The organism is Nocardiopsis valliformis DSM 45023, from assembly GCF_000340985.1.
In the GTDB taxonomy this organism is placed as follows: Bacteria; Actinomycetota; Actinomycetes; order Streptosporangiales; family Streptosporangiaceae; genus Nocardiopsis; species Nocardiopsis exhalans.
Map to the genome: position 1 here is coordinate 53801 of NZ_ANAZ01000002.1, position 13513 is coordinate 67313.

General features: G+C 69.0%; 13 protein-coding genes. All 13 read right to left on the reverse strand.

Translation table 11 applies throughout. The features are described from left to right. Positions 1–11: 11 nt before the first annotated feature. Positions 12–311 (reverse strand): NADH-quinone oxidoreductase subunit NuoK, encoded by a 300-nt coding sequence (gene nuoK, locus D457_RS0100840; RefSeq protein ID WP_017543069.1) that lies wholly within the window; start codon positions 309–311, stop codon positions 12–14. Further along, a complete protein-coding gene (locus D457_RS0100845) occupies positions 299–1264 on the reverse strand; it encodes an NADH-quinone oxidoreductase subunit J (protein ID WP_394297026.1) in 966 nt (321 codons plus the stop codon). Before D457_RS0100845 ends, nuoK begins: the two co-directional genes overlap by 13 nt. After that, positions 1261–1809 (reverse strand): NADH-quinone oxidoreductase subunit NuoI, encoded by a 549-nt coding sequence (gene nuoI / locus D457_RS0100850; protein WP_017578741.1) that lies wholly within the window; start codon positions 1807–1809, stop codon positions 1261–1263. Before nuoI ends, D457_RS0100845 begins: the two co-directional genes overlap by 4 nt. Continuing rightward, the gene (nuoH, locus tag D457_RS0100855) at positions 1802–3115 is read right to left on the reverse strand and encodes an NADH-quinone oxidoreductase subunit NuoH (RefSeq protein WP_239645985.1); all 1314 of its coding nucleotides are present in this window, start codon (positions 3113–3115) and stop codon (positions 1802–1804) included. The genes nuoI and nuoH overlap by 8 nt, the downstream gene beginning before the upstream one ends. A 56-nt stretch (positions 3116–3171) precedes the next feature. Beyond that, positions 3172–5631 carry an NADH-quinone oxidoreductase subunit G gene (locus tag D457_RS0100860; RefSeq protein WP_017578743.1) on the reverse strand — a complete coding sequence of 820 codons (2460 nt, stop codon included), beginning with the start codon at positions 5629–5631 and terminating at the stop codon, positions 3172–3174. Beyond that, positions 5628–6950: an NADH-quinone oxidoreductase subunit NuoF gene (gene nuoF, locus D457_RS0100865; protein WP_017578744.1), complete on the reverse strand. Its 1323-nt coding sequence runs from the start codon at positions 6948–6950 to the stop codon at positions 5628–5630. Before nuoF ends, D457_RS0100860 begins: the two co-directional genes overlap by 4 nt. After that, positions 6947–7711 carry an NADH-quinone oxidoreductase subunit NuoE gene (gene nuoE / locus D457_RS0100870; protein WP_017578745.1) on the reverse strand — a complete coding sequence of 255 codons (765 nt, stop codon included), beginning with the start codon at positions 7709–7711 and terminating at the stop codon, positions 6947–6949. Before nuoE ends, nuoF begins: the two co-directional genes overlap by 4 nt. Then, on the reverse strand, positions 7708–9003 hold the full coding sequence (locus D457_RS0100875; RefSeq protein ID WP_017578746.1) for an NADH-quinone oxidoreductase subunit D: 1296 nt from the start codon (positions 9001–9003) through the stop codon (positions 7708–7710). The genes nuoE and D457_RS0100875 overlap by 4 nt, the downstream gene beginning before the upstream one ends. A gap of 67 nt (positions 9004–9070) precedes the next feature. Beyond that, positions 9071–9811 carry an NADH-quinone oxidoreductase subunit C gene (locus D457_RS0100880; protein WP_017578747.1) on the reverse strand — a complete coding sequence of 247 codons (741 nt, stop codon included), beginning with the start codon at positions 9809–9811 and terminating at the stop codon, positions 9071–9073. Position 9812: 1 nt separating this feature from the next. Next, entirely contained in the window at positions 9813–10358 is a 546-nt protein-coding gene (locus D457_RS0100885; protein ID WP_017578748.1) for a NuoB/complex I 20 kDa subunit family protein, read from the reverse strand. A gap of 64 nt (positions 10359–10422) precedes the next feature. Continuing rightward, a complete protein-coding gene (locus D457_RS0100890; RefSeq protein ID WP_017578749.1) occupies positions 10423–10782 on the reverse strand; it encodes an NADH-quinone oxidoreductase subunit A in 360 nt (119 codons plus the stop codon). A 181-nt stretch (positions 10783–10963) separates the two neighbouring features. Continuing rightward, complete coding sequence (locus tag D457_RS0100895) at positions 10964–12268, reverse strand: geranylgeranyl reductase family protein (protein ID WP_017578750.1); 1305 nt, start codon at positions 12266–12268, stop codon at positions 10964–10966. A 418-nt stretch (positions 12269–12686) separates the two neighbouring features. Continuing rightward, complete coding sequence (locus tag D457_RS0100900) at positions 12687–13397, reverse strand: demethylmenaquinone methyltransferase (RefSeq protein WP_017578751.1); 711 nt, start codon at positions 13395–13397, stop codon at positions 12687–12689. Positions 13398–13513 lie beyond the last annotated feature (116 nt).

The window sequence follows — 13513 nt, forward strand, 5'->3', positions numbered from 1 at the left end:
CCCGTCGCCTTCTAGTGCTTGAGCAGGTTCGCGTCATCGAGCGACGCCGACCTGCGGGTTCGGAAGATCTGCATGATGATCGCGAGGCCCACGACCACCTCGGCGGCGGCCACGACCATCACGAAGAAGGCGACGACCTGCCCTTCGATGTCCCCGTGCATCCGGGCGAACGCGACGAACGCCAGGTTGCAGGCGTTGAGCATGAGCTCCACGCACATGAAGACGATGATCGCGTTGCGTCGGACGAGGACGCCGACCGCGCCGATGGTGAACAGGAGCGCAGCGAGGACGATGTAGTTCATCGGGTCCACGTGGACTCGACCTCCTGCCCGTTGCCGTTCTCTTCGCCGTCCGATTCGGAGGCGGCCCCTTCCCGTTCACCGGGCCGGGCTTCCTCGTCGGCGACCGGCTCGCTCTCCTTGGAGCCGGCCGAGTCCGAAGCACCGCCGGGAAGGGCGGCGCGTCCGGTCCGGGCCTCGCTCGGGACGCCCGACTGGAGTTCGGGGTCGCGGGCAGCCAGGACCGGGTTGACGGAGAGCTGGGAGACCGTGCCGTCCGGCAGCAGCGCGGGCATGTCGATCGCGTTGTGCCGGGCGTAGGTGCCGGGTCCGGGCAGCGGGGTCGCGTGGTCGCCGCGGATGCGGTCCTCGGACATCTCCCGCTGGGTGCGGCGCTTGCCGGTGCGGGCGGTGTGCGCGAGCACCATGGCGCCGAGTACTGAGGTGATCAGTAGCGCGGCGGTGGCCTCGAAGGCCACCACGTAGCGCAGGATGAGCTCGCTGGCGATCCACGGGATGGTGCCGCCGACCGGGGCGGCCGCGGCGGCGATCCCGGCCGGGTCGCCCACGACGATGCGGGTGATCCCGGTGGTCAGGGCGCCGACGAAGCAGATCGCGACGATCGCGGTCATGAGCCGCTGTCCGCGCAGAGTCTCCACCAGGGAGTCCGCGGAGCTGACGCCCACGAGCATCAGCACGAACAGGAACAGCATGAGCACGGCGCCGGTGTAGACGACGATCTGCACGACCATCAGGAACGGCGCTTCGTTAATGCCGTAGAAGATGGCCAGGCCCACCATGGACAGGGCCATCGACATCGCCGAGTGCACGGCCTTGCGGGAGAAGACCACGCCCAGGGCCCCGAGCACGACGATCGTGCCCAGGATCCAGAAGACGGTGGCCTCACCCGAGCCGATCGGGGCCCCGGCGGCCAGGCTCAGCGTGGGGGACTGTGTCACTGGAATGGGGGAGGCGAGCGGGTTCAACGGGCCGCCTCCGTGTTCTCCGGACGGTCCTGCGTCCCGTGCTCACCGCGCCCGGTGGCGTAGTAGTCCAGGTCGCTATCGCCGAGCCGCATCGGGTGCGGCGGCTGCTCCATGCCCTCGCGCAGCGGGGCGAGCAGCTGCTCCTTGGTCCAGATCAGGCTCTGCCTGCTGTCGTCGGCCAGCTCGTACTCGTTGGTCATGGTCAGGGCCCGAGTCGGGCAGGCCTCGACGCACAGACCGCACAGGATGCACCGCAGGTAGTTGATCTGATAGACGCGCCCGTAGCGTTCGCCGGGCGAGTACCGGTCGTCCTCGGTGTTGTCTCCCGCCTCCACGTAGATGGCGTCGGCCGGGCAGGCCCAGGCGCACAGTTCGCACCCGATGCACTTCTCCAGGCCGTCGGCCCACCGGTTCAGCTGGTGCCGTCCGTGGAAGCGCGGCGCCGTGGGGCGCTTGACCTCCGGGTACTCGACGGTGGGCACCTTCTTGAACATCGTGTGGAAGGTGACACCGAAACCCTTGACGGGGTTGAGCCACTCAAGCACCGGTAACCTCCCCCTTCTTCTGATTGCGTTCGGCGGTGGCGGCCGAGGCCGTCCGCGACGGTTCGGCGAGCACGCTGCTGCCGTAGTGGGCGGCGGTGCTCGGCGGCACCGGGAACCCGCCGAAGGAGGGTTCCTTGTGGGCGCGGCGCGCGTTCTCGGCGCGCTGTCGGGCCTCCTCCGCGCGCTCTCGGCGCACGAAGCGGACCCAGGCGGCGATGGCCGCGATCGTGGCGACGGAGAAGCCCGCGACCACGGCGGCGATGATCGCCGGGTGTGCCTCGTCGATGACGAGCATGCGGACGACGGCCACACCGGTGATCCACACGAGCTGGATCGGGATAAGGACCTTCCAGCCGAGCTTCATGAGCTGGTCGTACCGGACGCGCGGGAGGCTGCCGCGGGCCCAGATGAACAGGAACATGACGGCCACGAACTTGAGCAGCCACCACAGGGCGGGCCACCAGCCCTCGTTGGCGCCGGGGAAGATCGCGGTCATCCCGGGCGGGGCGTACCAGCCGCCGAGGAAGAGCGTCACGGACACCGCGGCGACGGTGCACATGTTCACGTACTCCGCGAGGAAGAACATCGTGAACTTCATGGACCCGTACTCAGTCATGAAGCCGCCGACGATCTCGCCCTCACCCTCGGCGAGGTCGAACGGGAGCCGGTTGGTCTCGCCGACCATCGTGACGAGGTAGATGAGGAAGGAGGGCAGGAGCAGCACCGCGAACCACAGGTTCTCCTGGGCCGCGACGATGCCGGAGGTGGTGAGCGTGCCCGCCATGATGAAGACCGCGACGAACGAGAGGCCCATCGCGATCTCGTAGCTGATCACCTGGGCGGAGGCGCGCAGGCCGCCGAGCAGGGCGTACGGGGACTGGGAGGCCCAGCCGCCGAGCACGAAGCCGTAGACGCCGAGCGCGGCGGTGGCCAGGACCAGCAGGGCGGCGATCGGCAGGTCGGTGAGCTGCAGCGGGGTGATGACCCCGAACATGTTCACCTCGGGCCCGATTGGGATGACCGAGAAGGCGATGAACGCCGGTACGGCCGCGATGATCGGGGCGGCGATGTAGACGAACCGGTCCACCCCGCGCGGGATCAGGTCCTCCTTGAGGGAGAGCTTGATGCCGTCGAACAGGGACTGGAGGAGGCCGAAGGGCCCCATCCGGTTGGGTCCGTGGCGCTGCTGCATCCGGCCCATGACCTTGCGGTCGGCCATGATCATCATGAGCACGCAGACCATGAGGAAGGCGAAGATCCCCAGGGCCTTGATGGTGGTGATCCACCACGGGTCGTTCCCGAACATGCTCAGGGTGCTCTCCGAGGCCAGATGGGCCACACGCGGATCGAGAGCGTCGGGGGTCACTGCTGCCTCCCGTTGGTGGTGGGCGCGGCCAGGGTGACCGTCTGCCCGGCGGTGCCGCCCAGGTCACGGCGGATGTCGCAGCCGTGGGCGTTGGCCGGGAGCCAGACGACCCGGTCGGCGATGTCGGTGACGACCACGGGGACGGTCACCGAGCCCCGCTCCCCCGTGACGCGGAGCGAACCGCCGTCGGGGACCCCGACCTCGTCGGCCGTGGCCTTGGACAGGTAGGCGCGCGGCTGGCGGGCGGTACCGGCGAGGTAGGGCTCGCCGTCCTCCATCCGGCCGGTGCCGAGCAGCTGCCGCCAGGTGGACAGGAGTGCCTGCCCCGGGGCGGGTTCGGGCAGCGGGGCCGGCCGGACCGAGGGTCCGGCGGGCCGATCCCCCAGCCACATGCCCAGCTCCAGCAGCTCCCCGTAGGCGCTGGCGGAGTCGGGCAGGCCCAGGTGGACGTCCATCTCGTCGGCGATCGCGGCCAGCACCCGCAGGTCCGAGAGGGACCCGGGCACCTTGAGCGCGTCGCCGAAGGGCCGGTGGCGGCCCTCCCAGTTGACGAACGTGCCGGACTTCTCGGCCACGGCGGCCACCGGGAACACCACGTCGGCGCGGTCGGTGACGTCACTGGCGCGCAGTTCGAGGCTGACGATGAACGGCACCTTCGCCAGGGCCGCGCGGGCGGCCTCGGGGTCGGGCAGGTCGTCCAGCTCGACCCCGGCGATGACCAGGGCGTCGAGTTCACCGGCGGCGGCCGCGGCGATGATCGCGTCGGTGTCGCGGCCGGGGGTGTCCGGCAGTGAGCCGACGTTCCAGGCGCGGGCCACCTCGGCGCGGGCCGAGGCGTCGGCGACCGGACGGCCTCCGGGCAGCAGGCCTGGCAGCGCTCCGGCGTCGACCGCTCCCCGCTCACCGGCGCGGCGCGGCACCCAGGCCAGCCGGGCCCCGGTGCGTTCGGCCAGGGACACGGCGGCGGTGAGCGCTCCGGGGACGGCGGCGAGCCGCTCGCCCACCAGGATGACGGCGCCCTCCTGGCCGATGGCCTCGACCACCTCGGGGTGCTCGGTGTCCAGGGCGTTGAGGACGCGGCCCTCGTCGCCGGGGACCGTGCGGACCAGGGTGCCCTCGGTCTTGGTGAGGCCCAGGCTGGCGTGCGAGGCGACGGAGTAGACCTTCAGGTTCCGCTTGCGCGAACCCTTGCGCAGGCGCAGGAACACCAGCGGCGACTCGTCCTCGGGCTCGAACCCGGCCAGCAGGACCGCGGGCGCCTTCTCCAGGGAGGTGTAGTCCACGTCCACCGGGGTCCCGGCCACGCGGGCGGCCAGGAAGTCGGCCTCCTCCTTCGAGTGCTCGCGGGCGCGGGCGTCCACGTCGTTGGTGGCCAGGGCCACGCGCGCGAACTTGGCGTAGGCGTAGGCGTCCTCGTAGGTGAGGCGCCCGCCGACCAGCACGCCCACGTTGCCGCGGGCGGCGGCCAGCCCCTGGGCGGCGATGCTGATCGCCTCGGGCCAGGAGGCGAACTCCAGGGCGCGGGAGTCCTCGTCGCGGACCAGCGGACGGGAGAGGCGGTCGGACTGGGTGGCGTAGGTGAACGCCCACCGGCCCTTGTCGCAGTTCCACTCCTCGTTCACCTGCGGGTCGTCGCCGGCCAGGCGGCGGGTGACCTTGCCCCGGCGGTGGTCGGTGCGCTGGGCGCAGCCGCCCGCGCAGTGCTCACACACGCTGGGCGTGGAGACCAGGTCGAAGGGGCGCGACCGGAAGCGGTAGGCCGATCCGGTGAGCGCGCCGACCGGGCAGATCTGCACGGTGTTGCCGGAGAAGTAGGAGTTGAACGCCTCCCCCTCCGCGATACCGACCTGTTCCTTGGCGCCGCGCTCCATCAGCTCGATCAGCGGGTCACCGGCGATCTGCGCCGCGAAGCGGGTGCAGCGGGCGCACTGGATGCAGCGTTCGCGGTCCAGCAGCACCCCGGTGGAGAGCGCGATCGGCTTGGGGAAGGTCCGCTTGACGTCGATGAACTCGGACTCCCCCTGCCCGGTGGACATGGCCTGGTTCTGCAGGGGGCACTCGCCGCCCTTGTCGCAGACCGGGCAGTCCAGCGGGTGGTTGATCAGGAGGAACTCCATGATCCCGCGCTGGGCCTTCTCCGCCACCTCGGAGGTGAGGTGGGTGTTGACCACCATCCCCTCCATGACGGTGATGGTGCAGGAGGCCTGCGGCTTGGGCATCCCGCGCCCGTTGCCCATGTCGGGGATCTCCACCAAGCACTGGCGGCAGGCCCCGACCGGGTCGAGCAGCGGGTGGTCGCAGAACCGGGGGATCTGGATGCCGAGCAGTTCGGCAGCCCGGATCAGCAGGGTGCCCTTGGGGACTCGGATCTGGAAGCCGTCGATGGTGACGGTGATCAGGTCCTCGGGGGGCGGGGCGGGTGAGGACCCGCCCGAGGTGTTGGAGGTGACGGTCACTGGTTCCCTCCCTCTTCCGTGGTCGGCCGGTCCGCCCAGACGGTGGACCTGGAGTGGTCGAAGGGGCAGCCGCCCTTCTCGAAGTGGTCGACGTACTCCTGGCGGAAGTGCTTGATCGACGACATGACGGGGCTGGTGGCACCGTCGCCCAGCGCGCAGAACGAGCGGCCGAGCAGGTTGTCGCAGATCTGGAGGAGCTTGTCGATGTCGGCCTCGGTGCCCTCGCCGCGCTCCAGCCGGTCCAGGACCTGGACCATCCAGAAGTTGCCCTCGCGGCAGGGCGTGCACTTGCCGCAGGACTCGTGCGCGTAGAAGGCGATCCAGCGGCCGACGGCGCGGACCACGCAGGTGGTCTCGTCGAAGATCTGGAGCGCGCGGGTGCCGAGCATGGACCCGGCGGCGCCCACCGACTCGAAGTCGAGCGGGGTGTCCAGGTGCTCGTCGGTGAAGATCGGCGTGGACGAGCCGCCCGGGGTCCAGAACTTGAGCTGGTGCCCCTCGCGGATCCCGCCCGCCATGTCCAGGAGCTCGCGCAGGGTGATCCCGAGCGGCGCCTCGTACTGGCCGGGGTTGGTGACGTGCCCGGACAGCGAGAAGAAGCCGAAACCGGCGGACTTCTCGGTGCCCATGGACGTGAACCACTCGGCGCCGTTGGCGACGATCCCGGGGACGCTGGCGATGGACTCAACGTTGTTCACCACGGTGGGCGAGGCGTAGAGCCCGGCCACGGCGGGGAACGGCGGCTTGAGGCGGGGCTGGCCGCGGTAGCCCTCCAGGGAGTCCAGGAGGGCGGTCTCCTCACCGCAGATGTAGGCTCCCGCACCGGCGTGCACGACCACGTCGAGGTCGAAGCCGCTGCCGAGGATGTCCTTGCCGAGCAGCCCGGCCGCGTAGGCGTCGGCGACCGCCTGGCGCAGGCGGCGGATGACGTGGACGACCTCGCCGCGCACGTAGATGAAGGCCTGGTTGGACTTGATCGCGTAGGAGGCGATCGCCACCCCCTCCACCAACACGTGCGGGTTGGCGAGCATGAGCGGGATGTCCTTGCAGGTGCCCGGCTCGGACTCGTCGGCGTTGACGACGAGGTAGCGCGGGTTGGGGTTGTCCTTGGGCAGGAACCCCCACTTCATCCCGGTGGGGAAGCCCGCGCCGCCGCGGCCGCGCAGGCCGGACTGCTTGACCAGGTCCACGATGGAGTCGGGGTCCATGGCCAGCGACTTGCGCAGCGCCTCGTAGCCGCCGGTGGCCCGGTAGCCGTCGATGGTGAAGGAGTCGGGGCGGTCCCAGTTCTGGGACAGGATCGGGGTCAGGGTGGTCATTTGGTGCCCTCCTCACCCTTTTCGGAAAGGGAAGGGAGGTTCGCCGGGTCCGGCGCCTTCCAGCCGTTGCGCTCGGCGATCCGGAGCCCGGCCAGCGAGGGACCGGCGGCCTGGACGCCCTCGCCCGCGCGGCCGTCGTCGAACCCGGCCAGCACGCGCGAGGCCTGCTTCCAGGTGCACAGGCTGGCGGGACCGCGCGTGGGCGCGACGTCCTTGCCCAGCCGCAGGTCGTCCACCAGCTGCTTGGCGGTGGCCGGGGTCTGGTTGTCGAAGAACTCCCAGTTGACCATCACGACCGGTGCGAAGTCGCAGGCCGCGTTGCACTCGACGTGCTCCAGCGTGACCTTGCCGTCCTCGGTGGTCTCCGCGTTGGCCAGGTCCAGGTGCTCCTTGAGGGCGGAGAAGATCTCGTCCCCGCCCATCACCGCGCACAGGGTGTTGGTGCACACGCCCACCTGGTAGTCACCGCCCGGTTCGCGGCGGTACATCGTGTAGAACGTGGCCACCGCCTTGACCTCGGCGAGGGTAATGTCCAGCTGGTCAGCGCAGAACTGCATGCCCTCCGCGCTGACGTGCCCCTCCTCTGACTGCACCAGGTGCAGCAGGGGGAGCAGCGACGAGCGCGGCTTCGGGTAGCGGCTGATGATCTCCTTGGCGTCCTGTGCCAGACGCGCGACGACCTCGTCGGTGAAGACCTCAGGGGTCCGCGCTGTGCTCTCTACGGGGCCTTCGACTCGGCTGTTCTCGTTGTGTTCGCTCACCGGTCCACGCCTCCCATCACCGGGTCGATACTGGCCACGGCCGCGATGACGTCCGCCACCGTGCCGCCCTCGCACATCGCGGCGACGGCCTGCAGGTGCGTGAACGAGGGGTCGCGGAAGTGCACGCGGTAGGGGCGGGTGCCCCCGTCGCTGACGGCGTAGCAGCCGAGCTCGCCCTTGGCGCTCTCCACCGCCGCGTAGGCCTGGCCCGCGGGGACCCGGAAGCCCTCGGTGACCAGCTTGAAGTGGTGGATGAGCGCCTCCATCGAGCCGGTCATGATGTGCGCGATGTGATCCGGGGAGTTGCCCAGGCCGTCCGGGCCCAGCGCCAGCTTGGCGGGCCAGCCGATCTTGGCGTCCTGGATCATCACGGGGCCGGGCTCGAGCTTGTCCAGGCACTGCTCGATGATCTTGAGGCTCTCGTCCATCTCGGCGATGCGCACCCGGTAACGGGCGTACACGTCACCGCCGTCGGAGACCGGCACGTCGAACTCGTAGTTCTCGTAACCGCAGTACGGCTTGGCCTTGCGCAGGTCCCAGGCCAGGCCCGAGGCGCGTACCAGCGGCCCGGTGACGCCGAGCGCCATGCAGCCGGGCAGGTTGAGGTAGGCGACGTCTTTGGTCCGGGCCAGGTAGAGCGGGTTCTCGTCCAGGAGCTTGCGCATGATCTGGATGCGCTTGGGCATCTCCTTGAGCAGCTCCCGGATCTTGCCCACGGCTCCGGGCGGCAGGTCCTGCGCCACCCCGCCGGGCCGGACGTAGGCGTGGTTCATCCTCAGGCCCGTGACAAGCTCGAAGATGTCCAGGATCATCTCGCGCTCACGGAAGCCGTTGGTCATCACCGTGGTCGCGCCCAGCTCCATGCCGAACGTCGCCATGGCCACGAAGTGCGAGGCCATCCGGTTGAGCTCCATGAGCAGCACCCGGATGACGCTGGCGCGCTCGGGCACCCGGTCGGTGATGTCGAGCAGCTTCTCGACCGCCAGGCAGTACGCCGTCTCGTTGAAGAGCGGCGTGAGGTAGTCCATGCGGGTCACGAACGTGGTGCCCTGCGTCCACGTCCGGTACTCCATGTTCTTCTCGATACCGGTGTGCAGGTAGCCGATGCCCACGCGGGCCTCGGTACAGGTCTCGCCGTCCAGCGTGAGGATCAGCCGGAGCACCCCGTGCGTGGACGGGTGCTGCGGTCCCATGTTGACGACGAGGCGCTCGGCGCTGGTGCCCTGGGCCTTCTCGATAACGTCGTCCCAGTCCCCACCGGAGGCGTCGATGTAGTCCTCGGTGACGGTCATGCCGTGCCTCCCTTCTGGAGTGGCCTTCGTGTGGCCGGTGTGGTGGCCGTGCGGATCACTGGGCGGGTCACTGGTAGGACCGCCGCTCGTCCGGCGGGGGCACCGTGGCGCCCCGGTACTCGACCGGGATGCCGCCCAGCGGGTAGTCCTTGCGCTGGGGGTGGCCGTGCCAGTCGTCGGGCATCTGGATGCGGGTCAGCGAAGGGTGGCCGTCGAAGATCAGCCCGAAGAAGTCCCAGGCCTCGCGCTCGTGCCAGTCGTTGGTCGGGTAGACCGACACGATCGAGGGGACGTGCGGGTCGGCGTCGGGGCAGGTCGTGGAGACGCGGATCTCGCTGTTGTGGGTGATCGACCGGAAGTGGTAGACCGCGTGCAGCTCGCGCCCGACGTCTTCGAGGTAGTGCACCCCGACCACGCCCGTGCACAGCTCGTAGCGCAGGGCCGGGTCGTCGCGCAGGACGCGGGCCAGCTCCAGCAGGGCCTCGCGACGCACGTGGAAGGTGATCTCGCCGTGGGCGATCTCCACCCGTTCGACCTCGCCCTCCTTCCCGATCGCCGTGAGGGCCGTCTCCAGGTCGTCGGCGACCCGGTCGAAGTCCGCGGTGCGCGGGTCGTCGGGGTCGGTGAAGGGCCGCTGGCTGTGCACGGGAGCGCTCCCCCGTACCTTGAGGCCGCCGAACCCGGAGGTGTCGCCCGATGTGCCGGCGCCGAACATGCCGGTGCGCTTGACCGGTGCGGCCAAGCGCTCGCGGCCGAGCTGGTCGGGAAGGTTCTCCGCCGCCTCGTCGCGCTCGTTCTCGTTGCTCATGTCAGTCCTTGGTCACCAGGGGCAGCGAACGGCGGAGCATGCGCTCCTCGGTCTCGGTGATCTCCTGCTCCCGGTGGGCGCCGAGCTTGGTGTTCTGCACCTTGTCGTGGAGCTTGAGCACGGCGTCCAGGAACATCTCCGGCCGCGGCGGACAGCCGGGCAGGTAGATGTCGACCGGCACGATGTGGTCGACGCCCTGGACGATCGCGTAGTTGTTGAACATGCCGCCGCTGGAGGCGCACACGCCCATCGCGATGACCCACTTGGGCTCGGGCATCTGGTCATAGATCTGGCGCAGGACGGGGGCCATCTTCTGGCTCACGCGTCCGGCGACCACCATCAGGTCGGCCTGGCGCGGGGTGGCGCCGAACTTCTCCATGCCGAACCGGGCGAGGTCGTAGTGGGGGCCGCCGACGGACATCATCTCGATGGCGCAGCAGGCCAGGCCGAACGTGGCGGGCCACATCGAGCTCTTACGGGCGAGCCCGACAACCTGTTCGACCGTGGTGAGCGCGACTCCGGCTGGCAGTTTCTCTTCGATTCCCATCAGCTGCGGACCTCCTCCGGGCTGGGCGGCTGGGTCTGGTGTGTCTGTGCTCGGGGGGTGGCGGTCAGTCCCATTCGAGGCCTCCGCGGCGCCACTCGTAGGCGTAGGCGATGGAGACGTTCACCAGGAAGAGGATGATCGCGATGACGCCGAACCAGCCCAGGGCGTCGAAGTGCACCGCCCACGGGATGAGGAAGATGATCTCGATGTCGAAGATGATGAACATCATCGCCGTCATGTAGTACTTGACGGTGAAGCGTCCGCCGCCCGCGGGCTGCGGGGTGGGTTCGATACCGCACTCGTAGGCCTGCATCTTGGCCCGGTTGTACCGCTTGGGGCCCATGACCGCGCCGGCGACCATCGACAACACGACGAACGCGGCGCCGATCCCACCGAGCACGAATATCGGTGTGTACAGCTCCACGGCTCACCCTCCTCCGCTGAATGGCTGGTCGGGGCGCGCGACCGGCAGTCTTGTGAACGTTTTCACGTGGCTTCTCTCGGCTCTTCCCGAAATTCCTTGTGGTGCGGCCGGACCGCCGTCGGCGAAATACCCCGGGGTGAATACCGGAGGACGCCGCCAGTCCGGCCGCATGAGTTGTCCGCTACGCGGCGGGCGCCATCTTGGAGAGGCCGTTGATGACCCGGTCCATGGCGTCGCCGTTGCTCGGCTCGGTGAGGTTGGCGAGCATCTTCAGCACGAACTTCATGAGCGTGCGCTGGCGCAGTCCGTACTTGGTCGCGTACTTCATGAACTCGGGCTGGCCGATGACCTTCACGAAGTAGCGGCCGAGCGTGTAGTAGCCGCCGTAGGTGTCCGCGAGAACGTCCGGGTAGCGCAGCAGCGCCCGCTCACGGGTCTGCTGGGTGGTGCGTCCGTGCGCCTGCACGATCACGTCGGCGGCGATCTGCCCGGCCTCCATGGCGTAGGCGATGCCCTCGCCGTTGAAGGGGTTGACCATGCCGCCCGCGTCGCCGACCAGCAGCAGGCCGCGCGCGTAGTGCGGGACCCGGTTGAAGCCCATCGGCAGCGCCGCGCCGAGGATCTTGCCCTTCTGGTTCGCCTCGGTGAAGCCCCACTCCTCGGGCATGGACTCGGTCCACCGGCGCAGCAGCTTGCGGTAGTCCGTGTCCTGGAAGGAGGCGGTGGAGTTGAGGATGCCCAGGCCGACGTTGCTGGTGCCGTCGCCGACACCGAAGACCCAGCCGTAACCGGGCAGGAGGACGTCCTTGTCGCCGCTCTTGTCCCACAGCTCCAGCCAGGACTCCAGGTAGTCGTCCTCGTGGCGGGGGCTCTCGAAGTAGGTGCGCACGGCCACGCCCATGGGGCGGTCGTCGCGCTTGCGGATGCCCATGGCCACGGAGAGCCGGGAGGAGTTGCCATCGGCGGCCACGACCAGCGGCGCCCGGTAGGTCACGGGTTCGCGGTCGGCGTTCTTGGCCTGGACGCCGACGATGCGGTTGCTGCGCTCGTCCATGAGGGGGCCGGTGACGTTGGTCCGCTCCAGGAGCTTGGCCCCGGCGGACACGGCCCGGTTGACCAGGATCTGGTCGAAGTCGAAGCGGGTGCGGACGAGCCCGAAACCGGGATAGGCCGCGAGGTCGGGCCAGGGGAGTTCGAGGCGCACGCCCGCGCCGACGATGCGCAGGCCGTGGTTCTTGATCCACCCCTCGTCCTCGAAGGTGATCCCCATGGCGGTGAGCTGTTTCACCGCCCTCGGGGTGAGTCCGTCGCCGCAGACCTTCTCCCTCGGGAAGGAGGTCTTCTCCAGGAGCAGGACGTCGAGTCCGGCCTGGGCAAGGTAGTAGGCGGTGGTGGAGCCAGAAGGGCCAGCGCCGACGACGATGACGTCGGCGTCGTACTCGATCCGTTCCCGGCCTCTGGGAGAGGAGGTGGCTGTCTCGCTCACGGATGTGTCCTCGACTACTCGCGCGGTACGCCGTGGCGGGTCAGTGCGGGGTCGACCCGCTCACGGGGGGTGTTATGGGGCGGTTTGGGACTTCCGACATATCCGACATGGGTCTTGTGGCATATGCCTCGCGTGCTTGTGAAGCACTTCACAAGCCTCTTTTCCGCAGTCTAGACCCTCCGGGACCGTGAGGCGACCCCCGGGGTGCCCTCTTCGGTGAATCGGATATTGAACCCATAAGCCTCCAGACGCCCTCCAAAGCAGTCACTTGGCACCAAAAGCCCAGCTGGCAACACTCATGAGCAACAAGTGACTCACGAGTAACAAGAAGAACCCCGAGGAACAGATCGTTCCTCGGGGTTTGAGTGCTTTTTAGTTAAAAGTGAAGACTTTCGACTTATGGGCGCTATGTCTGATTTTACTTCTCGCGGAAGCCGCGGTGCAGGGCCACCGTGCCCAGCGTCAGGTTGCGCCACGCGACCCGCGACCACCCGGCGCCCTGGAGATACTTGGACAGCTCGGCCTGGTCCGGCCAGGCCATGATCGACTCCGACAGGTAGTCGTAGGCCTCGCTGCGCCCGGAGAACGCACCGGCGATCTTCGGCAGCGCCGCCATCAGGTACGTCGAGTAGAGCTTGTCCACGAACTCCACCGGGATGTGGCTGAACTCGCAGATCACCAGCCGTCCGCCGACCTTGGTCACCCGCAGCAGCTCCCGCAGCGCCTGGTCCACGTCGGCGACGTTGCGCAGACCGAAGGAGATGGTGACGGCGTCGAAGGTCTCGTCCGCGAAGGGCAGCGAGAGCGCGTCCCCGGCCACGAAGGTCACCCCGCCGCGCGAGGCGCCGCCCCGGCGGCGCGCGCCGTTCTGGAGCATGCCCAGCGAGAAGTCGCAAGCGATCACCCGCGCGCCCTTCTTGATGAAGGACTCCGAGGATGTGCCGGTGCCCGCGGCGAGGTCCAGCACCAGTTCACCGCTGTACGCGTCGACCGCGTCGACCACGGCACGTCGCCAGACGCGGTCCTGGCCGAGCGAGATGACGTCGTTGACGAGGTCGTAGTTCTCTGCGATGCCATCGAACATCGCGGCGACGTCCTGGGGCTTCTTGTCGAGCTTCGCGCGGGTCATGGCAACAGCCTAAGGGGGGTCGGGCATCGGTGCGGACCCGGCTCGACCAGCGGGACGTTCAGTTACTTCAAGTAATCAAACGACAACTGCATGCAATAATGGAGCTTCCGAAACCA

Bases quoted from the DNA above. Each gene is read 5' to 3' on its own strand.
- nuoH (WP_239645985.1), bottom strand. From the start codon at position 3,115: ATGTTCGGGAACGACCCGTGGTGGATCACCACCATCAAGGCCCTGGGG.
- nuoF (WP_017578744.1), bottom strand. From the start codon at position 6,950: ATGACCACCCTGACCCCGATCCTGTCCCAGAACTGGGACCGCCCCGAC.
- D457_RS0100875 (WP_017578746.1), bottom strand. From the start codon at position 9,003: ATGACCGTCACCGAGGACTACATCGACGCCTCCGGTGGGGACTGGGAC.
- D457_RS0100880 (WP_017578747.1), bottom strand. From the start codon at position 9,811: ATGAGCAACGAGAACGAGCGCGACGAGGCGGCGGAGAACCTTCCCGAC.
- D457_RS0100885 (WP_017578748.1), bottom strand. From the start codon at position 10,358: ATGGGAATCGAAGAGAAACTGCCAGCCGGAGTCGCGCTCACCACGGTC.
- D457_RS0100900 (WP_017578751.1), bottom strand. From the start codon at position 13,397: ATGACCCGCGCGAAGCTCGACAAGAAGCCCCAGGACGTCGCCGCGATG.